This is a genomic window from Agrobacterium tumefaciens (genome assembly GCA_025559845.1).
Lineage (GTDB): Bacteria > Pseudomonadota > Alphaproteobacteria > Rhizobiales > Rhizobiaceae > Agrobacterium.
The window spans coordinates 536914-561386 of the sequence record CP048470.1; the positions used below are offsets into that span (position 1 = coordinate 536914).

Below are 24473 nucleotides of genomic sequence, written 5' to 3' on the forward strand. Positions count from 1 at the left end.
GTCATCCGATTTGCGTCATCCCGCTCGAAACTAGATGGATTCTGTCTCGAATGGAACCGCGTCAGACAATGCCACCAGAACCGCCAACCACAGCCGGGCGCTGTGCGGAGACCTTGGCGCGATAGCCGCTTGCCCGATAGGTGGCAATAGGATCGATCGCGCCGCCCGCCAGTTGCCGCGCTCTTGCGAGAATAGGCTCCACATCGCTGCGGTATGCCCGCTTCAGGGTGTCGGTCGCCATGAGGGCATCATTGTCGTGCTGGAAACCGTCGAGAGCCGACCGATCCACAAGTAGCGCTTGTGCATAGGCACGCCTTATCTCGTTGGCACTTGAGATCAGGCTTTCAATCGGATCGGTCACGTTATGCGACTGATCGATCATATGCGCCGGATGAAAGCCCTTCACCCCACGATGTTCGGCATCCACCAGTTCATTGAAAACGAGGAAGAGGCGGTATGGCTCGATGGACCCCGCATCCAGATCGTCATCGCCATACTTGCTGTCGTTGAAATGGAAGCCACCAAGCTTGCCGAACTGGATGAGGCGGGCAACGATCATCTCGATATTGGTGTTCGGGGCATGGTGTCCGAGGTCGACGAGGCAGAATGCCTTTTCTCCTAGGGTGTTGGCGATCAGGTAGTTTGTGCCCCAGTCCTGCACAACGGTCGAGTAAAACGCCGGTTCGTACATTTTGTGTTCGGAAAAGATGCGCCAGTCATCCGGCAACGCCTTGTAGATATCGGCCATTGCCGACAGATAGCGTTCAAAGCTTCTGGTAAAATTGCTTTGGCCGGGGAAGTTGGAACCATCGCCAACCCACACCGTCAGCGCTTTCGAGCCGATGGCGTTGCCGATCTCGATACATTCGATGTTGTGCTCAACCGCCTGAGCGCGCGTTGCAGCATCCGTGTGGCTAAGCGAGCCATATTTATAGGAGTGGGTCTGACCGGGTGCGTCGGAGAATGTATTTGAGTTCATCGCATCGAAGCCCAGACCCAGCGCGTTCGCATGTGCCTTGAGTTTCTTCGGATCTTCCTTGTCCCACGGAATGTGAAGCGAAACATTCGGTGTCGCGCGGGTCAACTCGTTGATTACAGAGCAGTCATCAAGCTTGTCAAAAATCCCGCGCGGCTCGCCCTTGCCAGGGAAACGCGCAAATCGAGTGCCTCCGGTGCCAACGCCCCAGGAGGGAACGGCGACAAAAAACTCCGACACCTTCTTGGTGGTCGTATCGATATCAATATTGCGACGTGCGAGCTGTGCACCAAGCGCGTCATAATCATTCTGCAATGCGGCAGAACGTTTGTCGTTTTCAACCGCAATGGTGTCGGCCGCAATCTTCGTCTCGGTCATCTTTTCCTCCCCGACGGAGGCGGCACTCCCACCGCCACCCGCCGCCTTTTCCCTATCGTGTGAAGCTCTGGGCATTACCGGCATCAACGTTGATGATGTTGCCGGTCGATTTTGCGGAGGCGTCTGACGCCAGGAAGTAGATTGCCTCGGCTATGTCCTCAGGGAAAACATTGAGCTTCAGCATCGAGCGCTTGCGGTAGTGTTCCTCAAGATCCGTCACTTCGATCTTCGAGGATGCGGCACGCTGCTCGCGCCATTCGCCGCTCCAGATTTTCGATCCACGCAGAACCGCGTCTGGATTGACCGTGTTCACCCGAATGCCTGCGTCTGCGCCCTCCAAAGCAAGGCACCGGGCAAGATGGATTTCCGCAGCCTTTGCCGTGCAATAGGCCGAAGCGTTGGGCGACGATGCAAGGCCGTTCTTGGATGCGACGAACACGACATTGCCGCCAAGATTTTGGCGACGGAACAAACGAAATGCTTCGCGCGACACGAGGAAATAACCGGTCGCAAGAATATCGATGTTCTTGTTCCACATCTCAAGCGTGGTGTCCTCGACCGGAGCAGAGGACGCAATACCAGCGTTTGAAACTAGAATGTCGATGCCGCCAAATTCAACACTTGCTTCCACAAATGCGGAAACGACGGCATTTTCCTTGGTGACGTCAAGCTTGACTGTACGAACGGCATCGGAGCTGAAACGCTTTTCGAAGTCCCCTCTGGTGTTCTGCAACGCACCTTCATCAATATCCGCCAGCACCACGCAGGCACCTTCGCTTGCAAGACGCTCAGCCGTTGCCCGACCGATGCCACCCGCGCCGCCCGTGATGAAGGCAATGCGACCGGCCAGACTCTTGGGCTTGGGCATGCGCTGAAGCTTTGCTTCTTCCAGCAGCCAATATTCGATGTCGAAAGCTTCCTGTTCGGGAAGTCCCTGATAGTCAGACACAGTTGAAGCGCCACGCATGACATTGATAGCATTGACGTAGAACTCGCCGGCGATACGCGCGGTCGCCTTATCCTTGGCAAAGGAGAGCATGCCGACGCCAGGGATCAGGAAGATCACCGGATTTGGATCGCGCATCTTGGGAGAGTTTGCGTGTTTGCACGTCTCGTAATAACGCGTGTAATCGGCACGATACTCGTCCAAGGCCTTATCTAGGCCCGCAACAAGTGCGTCGACATCAGGTTTGGAGGTATCAAGATCAAGGATCAACGGGCGGATCTTGGTGCGCAGAAAATGGTCCGGGCACGATGTACCGAGTGCGCCTAGAGGTTTCAGGTCTTTCGAATTGACAAATTCAAGCACAGCATCCTGATCGTCAAAATCGGCGAGCTTGCGTTCCTCACGACCGATACGGCCACGGATTTCTGGCATCAGACGTGCAGCAATGGCACGTCGTTCTTCAGCAGGCAGGCTTTTTGCGACTGAGCCACCAAAGATGGTTTTGCCCTCTGTCTCACTCGCAAACCAATCGATCGCCTTGTTGATGATGGCAAGCGTCAGCTCGTAGCATTTCTTGGCGTCGTTATCCCAGGTGAACAGGCCGTGGCTTTCAAGCACGACGCCCTTGGCGTTAGGGTTGGCCTTCACAAAGGCTTCGAGGTCGAGACCGAGCTGGAAGCCTGGGCGGCGCCATGGCAGCCAACCAATTTCGTTACCGAAAACCTGCTGGGTCAATTCCTTGGAATTCTTCGACGCAGCGATCGCGATGATCGCATCAGGATGCATGTGATCGACATGATCGTACGGCACGAAACCGTGCAAAGGCGTATCGATGGAAGCGGCGCGGGGATTGAGATTGAACGTGCAGTGCGGCAGAAAGCCGACCATGCGGTCTTCGTCTTCGACACCCTTGTAAATACCCTTCAAGGCTTCAAGCTTGTCGAGGTAGAGAGTAGCAAAACCATCAAGCTTGATTGTACCGACGTCTCCGCCAGAGCCCTTCACCCACATGACACGCGCTTTTTCACCGGTCAGAGGATCGGTTTCGAGTACCTTTGCCGAGGTATTGCCACCGCCATAATTCGTGATGCGCTTGTCTGCACCCAGAAGATTGGAGCGATACAGCAGCTTGCCGGGCTCATCGAGCTTGGCGGCATGGGCATCATCCCAACGGTTTTCGAGAAGGCGGGATTTTCCCGTCATGCTTTCCTCCCAATGTCATCTTCATCGCGGAACCGACCCGGTCCGCCTCCTTCGAGAGTAGATATCGCGCATTCAAAAACGCAATGTCAATCAAAAACGATCATAATTTTTCATTGTGCGTCGCAACATTGAATAATTTGATCGTTGTTGATTGACAACGTAAAGAGATTACGAATAATTGCGATCAGGAGGACCCAATGCACGAACGCGAACGCCATCGCATCATTTTGAGCGCCGTACAGGAGAAGCCTGTCGTGACGGTTCAGGATATTGCTGAACTGACGGACGCGTCGGAAGCGACGATCCGCAGGGATATTGCGTCTTTGCACGTTCAGGGGAAGTTGCGCCGAGTGCGGGGCGGGGCGGAGGCTGTACATCCGCCGCAGCTAGGCAATCTGGCGGCACGCCCTTTCCGGGTTTCCGAATCAGTCAACATCGACAAAAAACGCGCAATTGCGCGCAAAGCTGTCGATCTCTGCGATGACGGCGACGCAATCATTCTGAATGGCGGTACCACCACATTCCAGATGGTGCATTACATGGCTGCGCGCCGGCTACAGGTGATGACCAATTCTTTCGCCATTGCAGAACATTTGATCAAGCACTCCAAGTGCAATGTCAGTGTGCCTGGTGGCGCGATCTACCGCGATCAAAGCTTGATTTTGTCGCCATTCGACAACGATGCCATACGCAACTTCTATGCGCGACGAATTTTCCTGGGTGCGCAAGGCGTCGGCGCACTTGGCATCATGGAATCGGATGCGCTGGTGATCCAGAGCGAACAGAAGCTGATGCGGCAGGCAGAAGAACTGATCGTGATGGTCGACTCGTCGAAATTTCGCAAACGCTCGAGCCTCATCCTTTGCCCGCTGGAAAATGTCACGACCATCATCACCGATGAGGGAATTTCGGACGACGCAGCGCGGATGGTCGAGAGTGCGGGCGTCACACTGGTGATTGCAGGAACGGTGGCTGGCGCGCAAACGCCGCAGCCGCCGGACGAAGAGGGTTCCGCCTCGGTCGCGTGAGGAGCACCGAGGGAGAGGAAAGTTTCAAACGGGAGGAAAAGGGAATGAAACTTACACGCAGAAAATTGGGTCATGCTCTGGCATTGGGTGTGGCACTTGGCACCCTGGGGCTGGGAAGCGTTGCCCAGGCGGCCGACGTCAAGATTGCGCTCGTCGTCAAGTCGCTCGGAAACGGTTTCTTCGAAGCCGCCAACAAGGGCGCACAAGAGGCTGCAAAAGACCTTGGTGGTGTTGAGATCATCTATACCGGTCCGACCAGCACGACTGCGGAAGGCCAGATTGAAGTCATCAATTCGCTCATTGCACAGGGCGTCGATGCGATCGCCATCTCCGCCAACGATCCGGACGCTGTTGTTCCAGCCCTGAAAAAGGCAGCCCAGCGCGGCATCAAGGTCATTTCCTGGGATTCGGGCGTTGCACCGGAAGGCCGCATCCTTCAGCTCAACCCGTCTTCCAACGCGCTGATCGGAAAAATGTGCCTGCAGCTTGCAGCGTCGCATCTGGAAGGCGGCAAGGGTGATTTCGCTATCTTGTCGGCAACCACCACCTCCACGAACCAGAATATCTGGATCGATGAGATGAAGAAGCAGTTGAAGGACTTCCCGGGCCTGAACCTGGTCACCACGGTTTATGGCGACGACCTCGCCGATAAGAGCTATCGCGAAGCCCAGGGCCTTCTCTCTTCGCAACCGAATGTGAAAGTCATCGTTGCGCCGACCACGGTTGGTGTTTTGGCGGCCTCCCAGGCTGTTAAGGATGCAGGCAAAATCGGTCAGGTCTTCGTCACTGGTCTCGGCCTTCCGTCCGAAATGGCAGGCGCAATCAAGTCTGGTGCCACCAAGGAATTCGCCATCTGGAATCCGATCGATCTCGGTTACTCCGCGACACAGATCGCCTACCGCCTCGTGAAGGGCGAAACCGACGGCAAGCCGGGCTCGGAGATCGAGGCAGGCCGCATGGGCAAGATCAAAGTGGGTGAAAACAGCGAAGCGGCCATGGCCGACCCGTTCATCTACGACGCCAAGAACATTGATCAGTTCTCGAAGATTTTCTGATCTTTTGCCCAATGCCTCGCTGATCAGCATCAACGCGGCATGACACTCATACCCAACATTTGAAACCATCCTCGGGCATCGCCCGGGGATACCTTCAGTGTGCGTCGCAAATTCACGGGACCATCCAGGAATGGCGTTGCGCATGGTTTTTGCTTCTTGCGCTTTAGCAGGCGCCCAGGTTCGCAATAATGACAATGGCTGCAGAAAAAATGAAAGAAGCGACAGTGCCTCAGCAATCCGCTGTCTCGCCTGTTCTCGAGATGCGTGGCATCAGCCAGGTTTTTCCAGGTGTGAAGGCGCTGGATGGCGTTAATGTTGCGCTTTATCCCGGCACCGTTACCGCGCTGATTGGCGAGAACGGCGCGGGTAAATCCACCCTCGTGAAAATCCTGACCGGGATTTACAGGCCGAATGAAGGAGAAATCCTGCTTGACGGCAAGCCTGTCCATTTTCACAGCGCACAAGACGCAATTGATGCTGGAGTGACGGCCATTCATCAGGAAACTGTCCTTTTCGATGAACTGTCAGTCGGCGAGAACATCTTTCTTGGCCACGCACCCAAAAACCGCTTCGGTTTCATTGACTGGAAAACCATCAATGATCGTTCGCGCTCCCTCCTTGAGCGGCTGGAAAGCCGAATTGATCCGACGATCCGCCTCAAAGACCTTTCCATTGCGCAAAGGCATCTTGTCGCAATCGCACGTGCGCTTTCAGTAGAGGCACGCATCGTCATCATGGACGAGCCAACCGCAGCGCTTTCCCGCAAGGAAATCGACGACCTCTTCCGCATCGTCCAGAACCTCAAAAAGCAGGGAAAAGCGATCCTGTTCATCAGCCACAAGTTCGATGAAGTCTACGAAATCGCAGAGAATTACGCCGTGTTCCGCGATGGCAAAATGGTTGGAGCAGGCGTGCTCGCCGACGCCCCGCAGGATGAAATCGTCCGGCTGATGGTGGGACGTGACGTTAAGGACGCCTTCCCGAAACAGGTGGTGAATATCGGCAGCACTGTGCTTTCCGTTCAAAAGTACTGCCATGACACAGAGTTTCGCGACATTTCCTTCGACTTGCGGAAAGGTGAAATTCTTGGGCTATACGGGTTGATCGGCGCGGGACGGTCCGAACTTTGCCAATCCCTGTTCGGCATCACGCGACCAGCGTCCGGTACCATGACGCTTGATGGCCACACACTTTCCATCCGCTCACCGGAAGATGCTATCCGAGCCGGTATCGTGTACGTGCCCGAAGAGCGTGGACGACACGGACTGGCGCTCGAAATGCCGATTTATCAGAACATGTCCCTGCCCTCACTCGCTCGGACATCGCGAAAAGGTTTTCTCGCTGCCGCCAACGAGTTTGCACTGGCCCGCAAATATGCGTCACGGCTCGATCTGCGCGCTGCAGCCCTCTCAGTGCCGGTGGGCACATTATCGGGCGGCAACCAGCAGAAAGTCGTCATTGGCAAATGGCTTGCTACACAGCCGAAGGTCATCATTCTCGATGAACCGACAAAAGGCATCGATATCGGTTCCAAGGCCGCCGTTCACGGTTTCATCAGCGAGTTGGCCGCAGAAGGACTTTCCATCATCATGATTTCATCCGAACTGCCGGAAATTCTCGGCATGTCCGACCGAGCCATCGTCATGCGCGAGGGGCTTATGGCTGATGTCTTCGAACGTGCCGATTTCTCGCCGGAAAAGCTGGTGCGAGCCGCCACGGGCAACGCGTGAGAGGAACACCCATGCAACGTTTCTTCAAGAACCGCGAAATCCTTCTGGCGGGCATCATCATACTTATGATTGCCGGATTCTCGTTCCGTGCTCCCGGTTTTGAGCGCCCAGCCAATCTCGTCAACATCTTCAACGATACGTCGATCCTGATCATTCTGGCGCTCGGCCAAATGGCCGTTATTCTGACGAAATCGATCGATCTTTCCGTTGCAGCCAATCTTGCCTTCACGGGCATGGCTGTGGCGATGACAAACGCCACCTTTCCCGGCGTTCCGCTCCCGCTTCTTGTCGCCATGGCAGTCGGGATCGGTGCCCTTCTCGGTTCGATCAACGGCATTCTCGTCTGGTGGCTTCGTATTCCGCCGATCGTCGTTACGCTGGGTACGCTGACCATTTATCGGGGCATGGCTTTCGTGCTTTCCGGCGGTGGCTGGGTTAACGCGCACCAGATGTCGCCAACGTTTCTCAACGTGCCCCGGACACCGATTCTCGGCCTGCCGGTTCTGTCGTGGGTAGCGATCATCATCATCGCTGGTGCGTGGCTCGTTTTGACGAGAACGTCTTTCGGTCGTTCAGCCTATGCATCCGGTGGCAATCCGGGGGCTGCCGTTTACGCCGGGATCGACGTTGGTCGCACGCGCTTCCTCGCCTTTGTATTGTCCGGTGCACTTGCCGGGCTCGCCAGCTATCTCTGGGTTTCGCGTTATGCGGTGGCCTATGTCGATATCGCTGCCGGTCTCGAACTCGACAGCGTGGCAGCAAATGTGATCGGCGGCATTTCGATTGCCGGTGGTATTGGCACTGCAATTGGAGCTGTTCTCGGCGCACTTTTCCTTGGCGTCATCAAGAATGCTTTGCCGGTCATTGGAATTTCTCCATTCGCACAAATGGCAATCTCGGGCGTCGTCATCATTCTGGCGGTTGTGTTCAATGCTCGCGCCGAAGCCAAGAGAGGCCGTATCATCCTGCGCGACAGGGCAGCGGCAGATAATGGGAAGGAGGCCGCAGCATGAGCCTGATCGCACCGGAAACCAAGACCGCCGCGCGCGTCATTCCCGACAAACTCGGCACCCCCTTCAAACGCGTCATGGCTAGCTGGGAAGTGCTTTTGCTCGGCGTCGCAATCCTGATCTTTATCGCGAACTCGCTTGCTTCGCCTTACTTTCTCAATGCGTGGAACCTGTCGGACGCAACCTTCAACTTCACCGAAAAGGCGCTGATCGCCTTTGCGATGGCACTCCTGGTCATTGCGGGTGAAATCGACCTTTCCGTCGCAGCGATCATCGCGCTCGCTTCGACCGCCATGGGTTATGCGGTGCAGATGGGTGTGGCCACACCAGGGCTTGTCGCCATTGGGATCGGCGTTGGCCTGGCGTGTGGCGCATTCAACGGCTTTCTGGTTGCCGGATTAAAGCTGCCGTCCATTGTCGTCACCATCGGCACGATGAGCCTGTTTCGCGGCATTTCCTATGTGATGCTGGGCGATCAGGCTTACGGGAAATATCCGGCGGATTTTGCTTACTTCGGCCAGGGTTATGTCTTCTGGGTCTTCTCCTTCGAATTCCTGCTTTTCATCGTCATGGCGGTCATTTTCGCCATTCTGTTGCACGCCACGAATTTCGGCCGTCAGGTTTATGTCATTGGCAACAACCCCTTAGCCGCGCGGTTCTCCGGCATTCCGGTGGAGCGTATCAAGTTCATCCTGTTCCTGTTGACGGGTTTGATGAGCGGGATTGCCGCCGTTTGCCTGACCTCGCGCCTTGGCTCCACGCGTCCATCCATCGCTCAAGGGTGGGAGCTGGAAGTGGTGACGATGGTCGTGCTAGGCGGCGTCTCCATTCTCGGCGGCTCCGGCACCATCGGTGGTGTTGTGATCGCTGCCTTCGTGATGGGCCTTGTTACCTTCGGCCTCGGCCTTCTCAACGTGCCGGGCATCGTCATGTCGATCTTCGTCGGCCTGCTCCTGATCATTACCATCGCCATTCCAATCGTTGTTCGCCGTCTCCGCGCCATGAGGTCCTGAACTGTGCCCGAGCTTGAAAAATACGCCTTCAAGATGAAGCTCTTTCCCGGCAAGGAAGCCGAGTATCAAAAGCGCCACGACGAAATCTGGCCGGAACTTGTGACGCTGCTGCATCAGGCAGGCGTCAGCGACTACTCGATATATTTCGATCGAGAAACCAACATTCTTTTTGGTGTTCTGAGCCGCCCGCAAAATCACGGCATGGCCTCTCTGCCCGATCATGCTGTGATGAAAAAATGGTGGGCGCATATGGCCGACATCATGGAAAGCAATCCCGATAACTCACCGGTCGCGACCGATCTTGTCACGGTGTTCCACCTGCCATGAGCGACAATCACTTCAAGCGCATTGCGGTGATCGACATCGGCAAGACCAATGCGAAGGTCGTTTTGCTGGATGGAGAAAGTGGAGCAGAGATTTCTGTTCGCAAGACACCCAACACCATCATCGCGGCACCGCCTTATCCGCATTATGATATCGATGCGCTGTGGACGTTCATTCAGGAGGCTCTTGCCGGTTTTGTAACTTCACCCGGCTTCGATGCGATCTCGATCACCACACATGGCGCGAGTGCGGCTCTGCTGGACGAAAACGGCGAGCTTGCTCTTCCCGTACTCGACTACGAGTATGAGTATCCACAGACCATCCGCGAGACCTATGCCGGGCTTCGTCCCGACTTTTCAGAGACGTTTTCGCCACCCCTGTCTGCTGGCCTCAATCTCGGGGCCCAATTACACTTCCAAAAATGGGGGTTTCCGGCCGAATTCCGCCGTGTCGCATCGATCCTCACATACCCGCAATACTGGGCCTTTCGGTTGACGGGAATCGTTTCAAATGAGGCGACGTCGCTTGGCTGCCATACGGATCTGTGGGCTCCGGCACTGGGTCAGTTTTCATCATTGGTCGACCGTCTCGATCTCCGAGAAAAGATGGCACCCGTCCACTCGGCCTTTGATGCACTTGGCCAGCTCAAGTCTGAGCTTTGCCATCAGTTTGGACTGCAACACCCGGTTCCCGTGTTTTGCGGAATTCACGATTCCAATGCATCGCTGTTGCCGCACGTACTATCCCGCAAACCACCATTTGCAGTGGTTTCTACCGGCACGTGGGTTGTATGTTTTGCGACGCCCGGCAATCTTGAGGGACTGACGCCCGAACGCGACAGCCTTGCCAATGTCAATGCCTTTGGCAAACCGACACCGTCCGCCCGCTTTATGGGCGGTCGTGAATTCGAGGTCCTGACGCAGGGACTGACCGCAACGACAGAGGACGTTGATCAAGCTGTCAGTTCAGTTCTCGAGAGATCAGTGATGATCCTGCCGAATGTGGTCGAGGGTTCGGGTCCTTTTCCGGGGCACCGTAAAGAATGGATCGGCACACCCGCCTCGGATGCGGAGAAGATCGCCGCTGCGTCCCTTTATGTCGCGCTGATGACCGAGGTGTGTCTGGAACTCACCGGAGCAGAAGGACCGATTATCGTTGAGGGGCCGATGAGCGGGAACACGAACTATCTCAGGGCGCTGGCGTCCGCGACCAATCGCGATGTTCTCGTCCCAGAAGGTGGATCATTGAGCGGGACCGCTCTGGGTGCGGCCATGTTGACCGGTGCACGTCCAAGGGAAGCGCGAACGTTGTCTATTGCGCCTTCACTTCCGCTAGCAAACTACAGGAATGCGTGGCGAAAGGCTGTTGAAATCGCCTGATTTCCAGCCTTTCACCAGTTTTCTCATGAGGCCAGGATCAGCCGGCTAGCAACTGCTTCCCAATTTACGAGTTTTTCCAGGAAATTTGCCAAATAAGCGGGTCGCCGATTGCGGAAGTCGATGTAGTAGCTGTGCTCCCAGACGTCGCAGCCAAGCAGGGCCGTCTGACCGAAGCACAATGGGTTCACTCCATTTTCGGTTTTCGTGACCTTAAGGGACCCGTCCTTGTCCTTAACGAGCCATGCCCAACCGGAACCGAACTGGCCAGCACCCGCGGCAGAAAACTCGTCCCGGAATTTTTCGACTGAGCCGAAGGACTGTTTAAGCGCCTGTTCCAGTTCGCCCGGCATTTTCTTGTTTTCGCCCGGCCCCATGATGTCCCAGAACAGAGCGTGGTTCCAATGTTGCGACACGTTGTTGAATATGCCGCTCTGGGCCGCGGCACCGGCCTGATACGTTCCGGTCACGATATCTTCGAGCGATTTCGTCTCCCACTCTGTGCCCGTGATCAGTTTGTTGCTGTTGTCGACATAGGCCTTGTGATGAATGTCGTGATGGAACTCGATCGTTTCGCGCGACATTCCGAGAGAAGCGAGAGCATCGTGGGCGTAAGGGAGACCGGGGAGAGAGAAAGCCATTCCGTATCCTTTCTTGCAAGCGGGGACAACGTTGCCCCGCGGAACGGCCTAGCTTATAAAACCTCAACCATAGTTGAGGTCAAGACACGTGAAGAAAATAGATATCTACGCTCCGCTGACGGTAGGAGAACTGGCGCGGCGAAGCGGCGTCGCCGTATCAACCCTGCATTTCTATGAGACAAAAAAGCTGATCGCGTCAGTACGCACGTCGGGAAATCAGCGCCGTTACGCGCGCTACATGTTACGGCGAGTCGCCATTATAAAGGCCGCACAACGGGTCGGTATAGGATTGAGTGAGATACAGGAAACGCTGGCCGAACTGCCGCTTGATGCAAGCCCTACCAAAAAACAATGGTCACATATGTCTTCGAGATGGCACGCTCATCTTGAGCGCCGTATTTCCGGACTGATTGCCTTGCGCGATCAACTCGATAGTTGCATTGGATGCGGGTGTCTCTCCTTGACGGAATGTCCTCTCAGAAATCCGGATGACAAGCTTGCACTCGATGGCAACGGGCCTGTCATCATGACCGCAACAATTTTCAAAAACCTCGACAAAACATGATGATAACGATGATGCACGCGGTGATTTCAATTCGCGGACCCGCCTTTTCCGTGATGGAAATTTCCCGTTCCTTACGACTGCTTATCTGAAAATCCGCCATTTTTGCTCTTTATGTTACCGATAACATGGCGTATTGGGGACGAAGGTCGCACGGCCCGTCCCTGGGAGTAGTCGGAAAGGTAAATGATGAAAGCCGTTGTCATTCATGCCGCGAAAGATCTTCGCGTTGAGGAGAAAGAAGTCGAAAGCCTTGGCCCCGGTCAGGTGGAAGTTGCGATCGAGGCTGGCGGCATTTGCGGTTCTGATCTGCACTATTACAATCACGGTGGCTTCGGCACCGTACGTGTCCGCGAGCCGATGATCCTTGGCCACGAGGTTGCCGGCACGATCAAGGCACTCGGCGCAGGCGTATCCGGCCTCACCGTCGGTGACCGTGTAGCAGTCTCGCCAAGCCGCCCCTGCAATTCCTGCGAATACTGCCTTGCCGGTCAGCAAAACCATTGCCTCAACATGCGTTTTTATGGTTCGGCAATGCCGATGCCACACATCCAAGGTGCATTCCGCCAGCGCCTTGTTGCCGAGGCCTGGCAGTGCCACAAAGTGGCCGAAGGGGTATCGATCAACGAAGCAGCAATGGCTGAACCTTTTGCGGTAACCTTGCACGCGGTCAACCGCGCTGGTGCGTTGCTTGGCAAACGTGTGCTGGTCACTGGTTGCGGCCCGATCGGTGCGTTGGCAATCATTGCAGCCCGTGCCCATGGTGCCCGTGAAGTCGTCGCAACGGACGTGATGGATGCCGTGCTCGAGAAAGCACTGGAAATCGGCGCAGACCGCGTCATCAATGTTGCAACCAATCCTGAGGCGCTTGCTGCTTATTCCGCGAACAAAGGATACTTCGACGTCCAGTTCGAAGCATCTGGCAACGAGCGTGCCGTTCGCTCCGGTCTTGAAGTTCTGCGCCCACGCTCCACAGTCGTTCAGCTTGGCCTAGGCGGCGATGTTTCCATTCCGCAAAACATGGTCGTGGCAAAGGAAATCGAGATGAAAGGCACCTTCCGCTTCCACGAGGAGTTCGGCCTCGCGGTTGACCTCATCAATCAGGGCCGCGTGGACCTGAGCCCGTTGTTGACCAGCATCTATCCGATCGACGATGCCGTGACCGCCTTCGAAGCCGCCGGCGATCGCAGCAAATCGATGAAAGTACAGCTCGCATTCTAATGCACCGAGCAGATATGACAGCCGTTTTGCCTTCCTTGGCGAGACGGCTGTTCGCTATTCGAGCAGCAGCTTGACATCAATTTCATTCTGATTTCGCATCAAGTCAGTCTCAAAGCTTACAAGACAGCCCAAGTTCATTCCGATATCGTGTGAGGATTGAATTGCCGGAAGTCTCGATAGTGGTGAGGTATAACCTGATGCAAACCCGTGAATTCGTAGCCGCTGACGATATTCGCAGCCAGTTTTCAGCAGCAATGTCATCGATGTATCGAGACGAGGTTCCGGCTTACGGCACGCTCATGGCGCTGGTCGGCAGAGTGAACAACGCAACGCTCGACGCCGACCCGCATTTGAAAGAGCGCCTGGAGGCCACGGATTCGCTCGAGCGCATCTCGCAGGAGCGTCATGGTGCAATCCGCCTTGGGACAGCTGCCGAGCTTTCAATGATGCGTCGCGTCTTTGCTGTCATGGGCATGCACCCGGTCGGCTATTATGATCTGTCCACCGCTGGCGTTCCCGTCCACTCCACTGCATTCCGCCCGGTGAAAGACCGTCACCTAAAACGCAACCCGTTCCGTGTATTCACCTCGCTGCTGCGTCTGGATTTGATCGCGGATGAGGAGTTGCGCAAGGAAGCCGCGACTGTGCTTGCCGCACGCAAGATCTTTACCGGCAAGGCGACTGCACTGGTGGAAAAGGCAGAACGCGATGGCGGTCTTGACGCTGCGGACGCCGCTCTCTTCGTGGCCGAAGTTCTTGAAACCTTCCGCTGGCACGACAAGGCCATTGTCGATGCCGGCATGTATAAGCGCCTGCACGACGCACATCGGTTGATCGCCGACGTTGTCTCGTTCAAAGGGCCGCATATCAATCATCTGACACCCCGTACGCTCGACATCGATGCTGTTCAGACGCTGATGCCTGCTGAAGGCATTGCGCCGAAAGCGGTGGTGGAAGGTCCTCCGACGCGAAAATGTCCTATCCTTCTACGCCAGACATCTTTCAAGGCACTCGAAGAACCCGTCGCATTCATTGGTGAAAACGGTGAATGGCATGCCGGTTCGCATACGGCCCGTTTCGGTGAAATCGAGCAACGCGGCGTGGCGCTGACACCGAAGGGGCGCGCCCTATACGACGCCCTGTTGAACGAAACCCGTGCCAAGGTGCGCCCTGCGGCAGACGGATCGAACTCTGCTGAGTATGAAACAGCCCTTGCCGATGTCTTCACGGCATTTCCAGATGACTGGAACGGCATCCGAAAAGCCGGGCTTGGTTACTTCAGCTATTCGTTGACCCAAAAAGGCAAGGCGGCATCACAACCTGAACTCGACATCGAAACGGCCATCGAGCAAGGGCTGATCCAGTTCGATCCCATCGTCTATGAAGACTTTCTACCCGTAAGCGCGGCTGGTATTTTCCAGTCCAACCTTGGCGACGATGCAACACAGGAATTCACCGCGAGCCCAAATCAGGTGATGTTCGAGCGTGATCTCGGCGCATCTGTGATTGATGAGTTCGCGCACTATGCGGCCATCGAAAAGGCCTCTCTCAACGATTGCCGCAGCGTCATAGAAATGCTGACCGCAGCGCAATAGTCCGTTACCTTGCGGCTAAAGCCGCTGAAGAAATTTGAAGACATGGAGAAAAGCAATGACGAATACCGTTGATGTTCGCAAGGAGACGGCAGCCCTGCTCGGGAAGCTTGGCGTTCAGGCCGATCTTTACACCGGCGGCGACATGCCATCCTATTCCCCGGTCACAGGCGAGACGATCGCCGAACTCAAGACGGTCTCGGCCAATGAAGTCGGCGCGATCGTCGAAAAGGCCGACGCGGCTTTCAAGATCTGGCGCAACGTTCCTGCTCCACGTCGCGGAGAACTCATCCGTCTTCTGGGCGAAGAGTTGCGCGCCAATAAAACCGAACTCGGCCGACTGGTATCGATTGAAGCGGGTAAAATCCCCTCAGAGGGCCTCGGTGAAGTTCAGGAAATGATCGACATCTGCGATTTCGCCGTCGGCCTGTCGCGCCAGCTTTACGGTCTGACCATTGCAACCGAGCGTCCGGGCCACCGAATGATGGAGACCTGGCACCCACTTGGCGTCGTTGGCGTCATTTCCGCTTTCAATTTCCCCGTCGCCGTCTGGTCCTGGAATGCTGCACTCGCCATTGTCTGCGGCAATCCAGTGGTCTGGAAGCCTTCGGAAAAAACCCCGCTGACGGCGCTCGCCGTTCAGGGGATCTTCGAACGCGCCGCTGCACGCTTCGGCGATGCGCCTGCCGGCTTGTCTCAGCTTCTGATCGGCGACCGTACGGTTGGCGAAGCCCTCGTTGATAATCCGAAGGTACCGCTGGTTTCCGCTACGGGCTCGACCCGTATGGGTCGCGACGTCGGTCCGCGTCTGGCAAAGCGCTTTGCCCGCGGCATTCTCGAACTTGGCGGTAACAATGGCGGCATCGTTTGCCCATCGGCCGACCTCGACATGGCTTTACGCGCTATCGCATTTGGTGCCATGGGTACCGCTGGTCAACGCTGCACAACGCTGCGCCGCCTCTTCGTGCATGACAGCGTCTACGATCAGCTCGTACCGCGTTTGAAGAAGGCTTACGCATCCGTTTCTGTCGGCAATCCACTTGAGACCTCTTCTTTGGTCGGCCCGCTGGTCGACAAGGCTGCTTTCGATGGCATGCAGAAAGCTCTGGAAGAGGCAAAATCACATGGCGGCGCTGTGCATGGCGGCGATCGTGTCGATACGGGCGCGCCTAACGCCTATTACGTCAAGCCCGCGCTGGTCGAAATGCCAAAGCAGGATGGGCCGGTTCTGGAAGAAACCTTCGCCCCGATCCTTTACGTCATGAAATACAGCGATTTCGATCAGGCAATCGACGCGCACAATGCGGTCGCTGCCGGTCTCTCGTCCTCGATCTTCACGCGTGACATGCAGGAATCGGAACGGTTCCTGTCGTCGGAAGGGTCAGATTGCGGCATCGCCAATGTCAACATCGGCACTTCGGGCGCCGAAATCGGCGGTGCCTTCGGTGGCGAAAAAGAAACGGGCGGCGGGCGCGAATCCGGATCGGATGCGTGGAAAGCCTATATGCGCCGTGCTACCAACACGGTGAACTATTCTAAAGCACTGCCGCTGGCGCAGGGCGTTTCCTTCGACATCGAATAACAAGGGCGAATAATCATGGACGGCAGCGCAACGAAGGCGTTCAAAACCGCTGAACGCATTTCCCGCATCGATGTTTCACCCATCGCGCAGATCAGCGCGCGGGCGCGCGCCATGAAGCAGGAAGGCAAACCCGTCATCGTTTTGGGTGCGGGCGAACCTGACTTCGATACTCCCGATCACATCAAACACGCTGCATGGGAAGCCATGCAGCGTGGTGAAACGAAGTACACAGCCACAGAGGGAACACTGGAGCTGCGCAAGGCCATCCGCAACAAGTTCCAGCGCGAAAACCAGCTGGACTACGCGCTTGACGAGATCATCGTTTCGACCGGCGCAAAACAGATCCTCTTCAATGCCCTGACAGCCACGGTTGACCCCGGCGACGAGGTCATCATCCCCACCCCTTATTGGGTGACCTATTCCGATATTGTCGTGATGTGTGGCGGCAAGCCCGTGCTGGTTCCGTGTGCGGCCGAAAATGGCTTCCGCATGACGGCGCAACAATTGGAAGCAGCGATTACGCCGAAAACACGCTGGCTTATGCTGAATGCGCCATCCAATCCATCCGGTGCAAGCTATTCTGAAGAACAGTATCGTCCGCTGCTCGATGTGTTGCTGCGGCATCCGCATGTCATGCTGATCGCCGACGACATGTATGAGCATATTGTCTATGACGGCTTTCAGTTCGTAACCCCTGCCCAGGTGGAACCTCGGCTGAAGGAGCGGACATTGACTGTCAATGGTGTTTCGAAAGCCTACGCCATGACCGGCTGGCGCATCGGTTATGCCGGTGGCACGAAAGCGCTCATCAAGGCAATGTCGGTGGTCCAGAGCCAGTCGACCTCCGGCGCCTGCTCCGTTTCGCAGGCTGCTGCCGTCGCAGCACTGAATGGCCCGCAAGATTTCCTGAAGGACAGAGCTGCAAGTTTTCAACGCCGGCGTGATCTTGTCGTCTCTGGGCTAAACGAGATCGAGGGTATCGATTGCCGTGTGCCGGATGGTGCATTCTATACATTCTCGAGCTGCGCCGGTCTGTTGGGTAAAAAGACACCGGACGGAAAAGTGATCGAGACCGACACCGATCTTTGCGCCTATTTCCTCGACCACGCCAATGTCGCCGTCGTACCCGGTGCTGCATTCGGCCTGTCGCCCTTCTTCCGGATTTCCTATGCCACATCTGAACCGGAATTGGTCGAGGCGCTTCAACGCCTCGCAAAGGCCTGCGCAGACCTGAAGTAAGGTTCGACACGGCCTTATCAAGCCACTTTACGGCAAGACCATCTCTGGCCCCTCTTGGCGGCCGGTTGAAACGCCCTGCCCTGCCGCTCACTGTTCTCCAGCGACCGACAGGGCAGCGTTCTGCTGTATTTCTCTCCCCAATTCTCCCTGCTTCCAAAAGTCTGCGGCGCACGCCGTCAACGGGACATGCTGCGCGCAGCTTTCTGCCTCCAAAACTCGTGAGCGATTTCGCTTGAGCGTTTAGGCCCGTCATCGCAGGCCGCCGTTCCCTGCGTAACAGATCCCATCGGATATCCACATTTTATTTCCTCGTTATATTGACCTACTAAAAATAAAAAGTATGTTGCCCGCCATGGACCAAACAACGCACCACCACGCCCACGACCATCAATGGCCGCAGGTTCTGAGAGCCAAAGGATTGCGCGCGACATCGCAGCGCATCGCAGTTCTCGACTACCTGCATCACCATCCGCACGCGGACGCAGAAACCATTTTTCAGGCCGTGCGCATCCCCTTGCCAACGATTTCTGTACAGGCCGTTCATCTGATCGTGCAGGATCTCTCGGCGATCGGCCTCATCCGCCGGATCAACCTGCCGGACTCGGCGAGTGCCAGATACGAAACCCGCATTGAGGACAATCATCATCACGTCCAATGCATTCAGTGCGGACGTATCGAGGATGTCGACTGCGTTGTCGGCCACGCCCCCTGCCTGGAACCCTCTGACACGCACGGCATGCGTATCATCGAGGCCAGCATCGTATTTCGTGGCATCTGCCGCGATTGTGACCCCATTATTGAAGAGAGGAAGCTCAAGCCATGACCGACGAAGCAAAGTGTCCATACTCAGGGGCCGCAACCGGAAAACCAGCACGCGGCGTGCAAAACCAGGACTGGTGGCCCAACCAGCTTCGCGTCGACCTGCTGAACCAGCATTCGGCCAAATCTGACCCACTGGGACAGACCTTCAATTATCGCGAAGAATTCGCAAAGCTTGACTACGAAGCGCTTAAGAATGATCTGCGCAAATTGATGACGGACTCGCAGGACTGGTGGCCGGCCGACTTCGGTCACTACGGTCCGCAATTTGTTCGCATGTCCTGGCATGCAGCCGGCACCTATCGCCTGAGCGACGGTCGCGGTGGCGGTGGTCGTGGTCAGCAGCGTTTTGCACCGCTCAATAGCTGGCCGGATAACGTGAACATCGACAAGTCACGCCGTTTGCTGTGGCCTATCAAGCAGAAGTATGGCCAGCAGATCTCCTGGGCCGACCTGCTGATCCTGACGGGTAATGTCGCACTTGAAACCATGGGCTTTCGCACATTCGGCTTCGCCGCCGGTCGTGAGGACACTTGGGAACCGGACCAGGACGTCAACTGGGGTTCGGAAACCTCCTGGCTGAAACACCGGCCGCTGGATAGCTTCGACAAATCCCTCGGCGCGACGGAAATGGGCCTCATCTACGTCAACCCGGAAGGCCCGAACGCGAACGGCGATCCAATCTCCGCTGCGGCATTCATTCGCGAAACGTTCAAGCGCATGGCAATGAACGACGAAGAAACCGTTGCACTGATCGCAGGCGGTCATACTTTCGGCAAGACCCACGGCGCTTCGGCGGAATCGCACAAGGGTCCCGATCCGGAAGCTTCGCCGCTTGAGGCTCAGGGCCTCGGCTGGGCCAGCAACTTCGGCACGGGCCATGGTGCTGATGCGATCGGCAGCGGCCTCGAAGTGACGTGGACGCAGACGCCAGCACAATGGAGCAACTTCTTCTTCGAAAACCTGTTCAAATATGAATGGGTACAGACCCGCAGCCCCGGTGGTGCGATCCAGTGGGAAGCCAAGGACGCGGAAGACATTATTCCGAACGCCCACGACCCGTCGAAGAAGCACAAGCCGACGATGCTGACCACCGATCTGTCGCTGCGTCTCGACCCGGCATATGAAAAGATCTCGCGCCGCTTCCTTGAAAACCCGCAGGCTTTCGCCGAAGCCTTTGCACGCGCATGGTTCAAGCTCACGCACCGTGATCTTGGTCCTCGCGCTCGTTATCTCGGACCGGAAGTTCCGAAGGAAGAACTGATCTGGCAGGACCCGGTACCGGCTGCAGACCACCCGCTGGTCAATGCTGACGATATCGCAGCGCTGAAAGCCAAGATCCTGGAATCCGGACTGACCGTTTCTGAACTCGTCGGGACGGCCTGGGCGTCTGCCTCGACCTTCCGCGGTGGCGACAAGCGCGGAGGTGCAAACGGTGCACGCATTCGCCTTGCGCCGCAGAAAGACTGGGAGGGCAACAGGCCCGAGCAACTGGCTCGCGTCCTCGCTGTTTTGGAAAATATCCAGACCGCGTTCAATGAAGACGCGCGCGGCGGCAAGAAACTCTCGCTTGCCGACCTGATCGTGCTGGCAGGTAATACGGGCGTTGAAGAAGCGGCAAAGGCCGCAGGTCAAAACATCACGCTGCCATTCACCCCCGGCCGTACCGATGCGACGCAGGCGCAGACCGACGCCGAATCCTTCGCGGGTATGGAACCGGTGGCCGATGGTTTCCGCAACTACCAGCAGACGGCTTCCGTTCCTGCCGAGGTGTTGCTGATCGATCGCGCACAGAAGCTGACGCTGACTGCACCGGAACTGACCGTTCTGATTGGCGGCCTTCGCGCAATCAACATCAACACCGATGGGTCGACCCATGGCGTGTTCACCGAAACGCCGGGAGCGCTGACCAACGACTTCTTCGTGCATCTTCTGGATATGAGCACGCAATGGAAGTCGATTTCTGACGCCCAGGACGTTTTTGAGGGCACCGATCGCAAGACCGGCAAACTGAAATGGCTTGGCACACGCGTCGATCTCGTCTTCGGCTCAAACTCGATCCTGCGCGCTCTTGCAGAGGTCTATGCGAGCTCGGATGCGAAGCAGAAGTTCGTTGATGACTTTGCTGCGGCCTGGACGAAGGTCATGAACCTCGATCGCTTTGACCTGCAGCGTTAAGCAAGGCCAATAGCACCGCGAAAAAGCGAAAGGCGCTTGAAACACAGCGCCTTTTTGCACGTCAATTTACTGCTTTGAATATGCCCGATCACACGTTTCGTCTACTTGTCTTGGTAGATCGAATCTGATGCCAATATCGCCTATTATCGAGCTATAAACGCAATCAAATATCGCCGGACCTAAGTTAGTGTCTTGTTCGATAGCGTGCGAGACCGCACACTTGCGTCAGTCAGAAAGAGCAGGCGAGACATGAGCGACAGCAGCACCTTGACCCTTGGTGTAGAAAAGCACCCGAACCCCGTTTCCGCGAGCGAACGTGAGAGACTGCTCCAGAACCCCGGCTTTGGGCAGATATTCACCGACCACATGATCACGTTGCGCTACAACAAGGATCGCGGCTGGCATGACTGGAAACTTGAGCCGCGCAAAGGTCTCGATCTCGACCCGGCGTCGATGGTTCTCCATTATGCCCTAGAGATATTCGAGGGAATGAAAGCCTACCATCTTCCAGATGGCGGTGCGTCGCTGTTTCGTCCTGATGCCAATGCCAAGCGTTTCCGCGCATCGGCGGAACGCCTGGCCATGCCTCAGCTACCGGAAGATCTGTTCGTTGAATCTGTTCGGGCTCTGGTGCGCGCTGATCGCGATTGGATTCCGACAGCAGAAGGTGCGTCTCTCTATCTGAGACCCTTCCTGATCGGCAGCGAAGTGGCGCTCGGCACCAGACCCGCCACCGACTACATCTTCTCCGTTATCGCGTCCCCGGTTGCCTCCTATTTCAAGGGCGGTGCATCGGCTGTGACACTCTGGGTATCGGAAAACTATACGCGTGCTGCTCCCGGCGGAACGGGCGCAGCCAAATGCGGCGGCAACTATGCCGCAAGCCTTGCCGCACAGGCCGAAGGCCAGCGTGAAGGCTGCGATCAGGTCGTGTTCCTAGATGCGGTCGAGAGACGCTGGATCGAAGAGCTTGGCGGCATGAACATCTTCTTCGTCTTTGACGATGGATCTCTGCAAACGCCGCCGCTGACCGGCACGATCCTGCCCGGTATTACGCGTGCATCACTGATTGCGCTCGCGCGCGACATGGGGCTGACGGTTCGTGAAGAGCCCTATTCGATCGATCAATGGCAGGCAGACGCCAAGAGCGGCAGACTGACAGAAGCCTTTGCCTGCGGTACCGCTGCTGTCGTCACGCCGATCGGCAAAGTCAAGGGTCGTAACCACGGCTTCACGATTGCCGACGGCAATGCTGGAACGGTTACTGGCAAGTTGAAGGCCGCGCTCACCGATATCCAGTTCGGACGCGCCGCAGATCCGCATAACTGGCTGGATCGCTTGTTCTAAGAAGCGCCCCAAAAACGACGAGATGCGACCGAGACCTCTCGGCCGCATCACTTAGAGCCAATCGATTTTCCGCAATAGCAATAGTGTTGCGACGGAAAGAGCAATCACGAAACCGACGATCAGGATGAAGGCCCAGGTGTCGTTCACACCGGGAATGCCTCCAACATTCATGCCGAAAAGACCTGCAATCACGCTTGGCGGCAGTAAAAGTGCAGCAAGAGCCGACAGCCGGTTCGAGTTGCGAGCGATACGCTCGCCGATCACGGTAGAAAGGTCGTCGTGCAAAATGCCGGTTCGATCCCTGATTGCGTCAAGATATTCGACAAAACGAACAAGCTTGTCGATCACCTCGCGAATGCGCAGCTTGTCGCGCTCGGAAAGCCATATTGCGTCATCATGTTCTATGCGGACCAGTGCATCACGTTGTGGCATCAAATAACGACGCAACTGAACAGACCGTCTGCGCAGCAATTTCAAACGCTCCCGAACCTCACCTGACGCCTTTTGGAAGATAAGATCGTCGAGCTCATCCGCTTCCTCGTCCATTGCGTCGAGAACGGGTTCGAGATCCCTTACCAGCTTGTCGCCAACGATCGCCAACAATTCACCGGTATTGCGAGGTCCCGTACGCTTGTTCAGTGCGAACCGGATATCGCGCAAGGCTGTAATGTAGTGCCCACTATCCCGCAATGTGATCAGGCGGTTCGCATCTGCCCAGATATGTAAGGGAACCAGATCAAGGTCACCGCTCTCTTCTATCACCTCGATGGGTGCCGCCCCGCAAACGCCTCTCAACGTAATCAGCAGGCCATCATTGATCGGTTCGACACGCGGGCGGGATTCTTCAGCCAGCAGTGCTTCACAGACGAGTGGATCAAGGCCGCTTCGCTCATTGATCCACGCAACCGCTGCCGGATGGTCCCGTTCGAGATGGAGCCATAACACGCCATCTTGCGGTTTCCAGTCCAGCAGCTCCTGGAGGGTAATCTGTCGACTGCCTCCCTGTGCATCCAGAAGAAGTGCGAAGCGAATGCCTGGCTCATCGCCGTATGTTGTGTCTGGCTTGGCGGATGTATCCATCTCAGTCTTCCCAAACGGCATTATTGATATGTTGCAGTATTTTACCGCAATGGCCGGGGAATGGTTATGGAAATTTCGTGGCGCAGGAAGACACGCTGACAGTTTGTTCGCCAGCATCGATCCTCAAAACAGGAGAGGTTCTTTCAAGGTGCATCTTGGATGCAATGTCCGGCCGCCCTGCCTTATGCAACGCGACCGGAATACGGCATTCACCACGAACGTAGTCAATAAACCTCGGGAACATACATATCCGGCGGGACCGGGTGACGGATATAGTCGTCATTTCGCACACGGTCCGGCAGTTCGATTGCGTCTTTAGGAACGTCCTCGTAAGGAATCTGCCCAAGAAGGTGGGCGATGCAGTTCAGGCGTGCCTTTTTCTTGTCGACGGCCTGGACGACCCACCACGGTGCTTCAGGAATATGCGTTCTTTCGAGCATTTCCTCCTTGGCCTTCGTATACTCTTCCCAATGGATACGGCTTTCCAGATCCATCGGCGAGAGTTTCCATTGTTTCAGGGGATCGTGGATGCGCATACGGAAACGGAATTCCTGCTCCTCATCGGTGATCGAGAACCAGTATTTGACGAGCACAATGCCGGAGCGAACGAGCATGCGTTCGAATTCTGGAACGGAACGGAAAAACTCTTCGAGTTCGTCGGGCGTGCAAAAACCCATGACACGCTCAACGCCCGCACGATTGTACCAGGAGCGGTCGAACAGCACCATTTCGCCGGCCGACGGCAGATGCGGAACGTAACGCTGGAAATACCACTGATTGCGCTCGCGCTCTGTCGGTGCTGGTAGCGCCACGACGCGGCAGACACGCGGATTGAGGCGCTGGGTGACACGTTTGATTGCGCCGCCCTTACCAGCGGAGTCGCGGCCTTCGAACAAGACGACGACCTTGAGTTTCTTGTGCTGGACCCAGTCTTGAAGCCGGACAAGTTCGTGCTGGAGACGGAAAAGTTCCCGGAAGTAGACCTTGCGCTCCAACGTCTGGGCAGCCGGTTCAGACAATCCTTCAACGACCAGCTGGTCCAACTGATCTTCTTCCATCTGCATTTCCAGCTCTTCATCAAAGCTGTCGGCAATCTCTGCCTTGATGCGGCTCAACTGATTAGTTTCGATCATGGTTTTGCCCGTCAGTTGCGTGGTGGTAACCTTGCCATCA

At 56.3% G+C, this 24473-nt stretch carries 20 protein-coding genes; 15 read left to right on the plus strand and 5 right to left on the minus strand.

The genetic code is table 11. The features are described from left to right. Nucleotides 1–61 precede the first annotated feature (61 nt). Nucleotides 62–1354, minus strand: a complete 1293-nt coding sequence (gene rhaI, locus FY156_18960) for an L-rhamnose catabolism isomerase (protein UXS03638.1) — start codon at nucleotides 1352–1354, stop codon at nucleotides 62–64. A gap of 52 nt (nucleotides 1355–1406) precedes the next feature. Beyond that, complete coding sequence (locus tag FY156_18965; protein ID UXS03639.1) at nucleotides 1407–3503, minus strand: bifunctional rhamnulose-1-phosphate aldolase/short-chain dehydrogenase; 2097 nt, start codon at nucleotides 3501–3503, stop codon at nucleotides 1407–1409. 197 nt (nucleotides 3504–3700) lie between these two features. Between FY156_18965 and FY156_18970 the strand changes: the two genes are divergently transcribed. The 7 genes from FY156_18970 (at nucleotide 3701) to FY156_19000 (ending at nucleotide 11042) form a co-directional block, all read left to right on the plus strand. Then, entirely contained in the window at nucleotides 3701–4531 is an 831-nt protein-coding gene (locus tag FY156_18970; protein ID UXS03640.1) for a DeoR/GlpR transcriptional regulator, read from the plus strand. Nucleotides 4532–4575: 44 nt separating this feature from the next. Continuing rightward, nucleotides 4576–5586: a rhamnose ABC transporter substrate-binding protein gene (rhaS, locus tag FY156_18975; GenBank protein ID UXS03641.1), complete on the plus strand. Its 1011-nt coding sequence runs from the start codon at nucleotides 4576–4578 to the stop codon at nucleotides 5584–5586. A gap of 194 nt (nucleotides 5587–5780) precedes the next feature. Continuing rightward, nucleotides 5781–7316, plus strand: coding sequence for a sugar ABC transporter ATP-binding protein (locus FY156_18980; GenBank protein ID UXS03642.1), 1536 nt, complete (start codon nucleotides 5781–5783; stop codon nucleotides 7314–7316). Between the two features lie 11 nt (nucleotides 7317–7327). Then, nucleotides 7328–8329 carry an ABC transporter permease gene (locus FY156_18985; protein UXS03643.1) on the plus strand — a complete coding sequence of 334 codons (1002 nt, stop codon included), beginning with the start codon at nucleotides 7328–7330 and terminating at the stop codon, nucleotides 8327–8329. Next, entirely contained in the window at nucleotides 8326–9339 is a 1014-nt protein-coding gene (locus tag FY156_18990; GenBank protein UXS03644.1) for an ABC transporter permease, read from the plus strand. Before FY156_18985 ends, FY156_18990 begins: the two co-directional genes overlap by 4 nt. 3 nt (nucleotides 9340–9342) lie before the next feature. Further along, nucleotides 9343–9666 carry an L-rhamnose mutarotase gene (gene rhaM, locus FY156_18995; protein ID UXS03645.1) on the plus strand — a complete coding sequence of 108 codons (324 nt, stop codon included), beginning with the start codon at nucleotides 9343–9345 and terminating at the stop codon, nucleotides 9664–9666. Next, the gene (locus FY156_19000) at nucleotides 9663–11042 is read left to right on the plus strand and encodes a carbohydrate kinase (protein ID UXS03646.1); all 1380 of its coding nucleotides are present in this window, start codon (nucleotides 9663–9665) and stop codon (nucleotides 11040–11042) included. Before rhaM ends, FY156_19000 begins: the two co-directional genes overlap by 4 nt. 23 nt (nucleotides 11043–11065) lie before the next feature. Here the strand turns inward: FY156_19000 and FY156_19005 are convergent, their stop codons facing one another. Next, nucleotides 11066–11680, minus strand: coding sequence for a superoxide dismutase (locus tag FY156_19005; protein ID UXS03647.1), 615 nt, complete (start codon nucleotides 11678–11680; stop codon nucleotides 11066–11068). Between the two features lie 88 nt (nucleotides 11681–11768). Between FY156_19005 and soxR the strand changes: the two genes are divergently transcribed. The 8 genes from soxR to FY156_19045 all read left to right on the plus strand — a co-directional run bounded on the left by soxR (nucleotide 11769) and on the right by FY156_19045 (nucleotide 22220). Beyond that, a complete protein-coding gene (gene soxR / locus FY156_19010; GenBank protein ID UXS03648.1) occupies nucleotides 11769–12245 on the plus strand; it encodes a redox-sensitive transcriptional activator SoxR in 477 nt (158 codons plus the stop codon). Between the two features lie 186 nt (nucleotides 12246–12431). Beyond that, on the plus strand, nucleotides 12432–13463 hold the full coding sequence (locus FY156_19015) for an L-idonate 5-dehydrogenase (GenBank protein ID UXS05146.1): 1032 nt from the start codon (nucleotides 12432–12434) through the stop codon (nucleotides 13461–13463). A 197-nt stretch (nucleotides 13464–13660) separates the two neighbouring features. Further along, entirely contained in the window at nucleotides 13661–15058 is a 1398-nt protein-coding gene (locus tag FY156_19020) for a VOC family protein (GenBank protein UXS03649.1), read from the plus strand. A gap of 55 nt (nucleotides 15059–15113) precedes the next feature. Further along, nucleotides 15114–16637, plus strand: coding sequence for an aldehyde dehydrogenase family protein (locus tag FY156_19025; protein ID UXS03650.1), 1524 nt, complete (start codon nucleotides 15114–15116; stop codon nucleotides 16635–16637). Nucleotides 16638–16652: 15 nt separating this feature from the next. Beyond that, nucleotides 16653–17876 carry a pyridoxal phosphate-dependent aminotransferase gene (locus tag FY156_19030; GenBank protein ID UXS03651.1) on the plus strand — a complete coding sequence of 408 codons (1224 nt, stop codon included), beginning with the start codon at nucleotides 16653–16655 and terminating at the stop codon, nucleotides 17874–17876. A 352-nt stretch (nucleotides 17877–18228) separates the two neighbouring features. Then, complete coding sequence (locus FY156_19035; protein UXS03652.1) at nucleotides 18229–18699, plus strand: transcriptional repressor; 471 nt, start codon at nucleotides 18229–18231, stop codon at nucleotides 18697–18699. Continuing rightward, entirely contained in the window at nucleotides 18696–20873 is a 2178-nt protein-coding gene (katG, locus tag FY156_19040) for a catalase/peroxidase HPI (GenBank protein UXS03653.1), read from the plus strand. Before FY156_19035 ends, katG begins: the two co-directional genes overlap by 4 nt. Nucleotides 20874–21122: 249 nt before the next feature. Continuing rightward, a complete protein-coding gene (locus tag FY156_19045) occupies nucleotides 21123–22220 on the plus strand; it encodes a branched-chain amino acid aminotransferase (protein UXS03654.1) in 1098 nt (365 codons plus the stop codon). 51 nt (nucleotides 22221–22271) lie between these two features. Here FY156_19045 and FY156_19050 read toward each other — a convergent pair whose 3' ends face one another. Next, a complete protein-coding gene (locus FY156_19050) occupies nucleotides 22272–23300 on the minus strand; it encodes a zinc transporter ZntB (protein UXS03655.1) in 1029 nt (342 codons plus the stop codon). 224 nt (nucleotides 23301–23524) lie between these two features. Beyond that, on the minus strand, nucleotides 23525–24433 hold the full coding sequence (gene ppk2, locus FY156_19055; GenBank protein UXS05147.1) for a polyphosphate kinase 2: 909 nt from the start codon (nucleotides 24431–24433) through the stop codon (nucleotides 23525–23527). Between the last annotated feature and the right edge of the window lie 40 nt (nucleotides 24434–24473).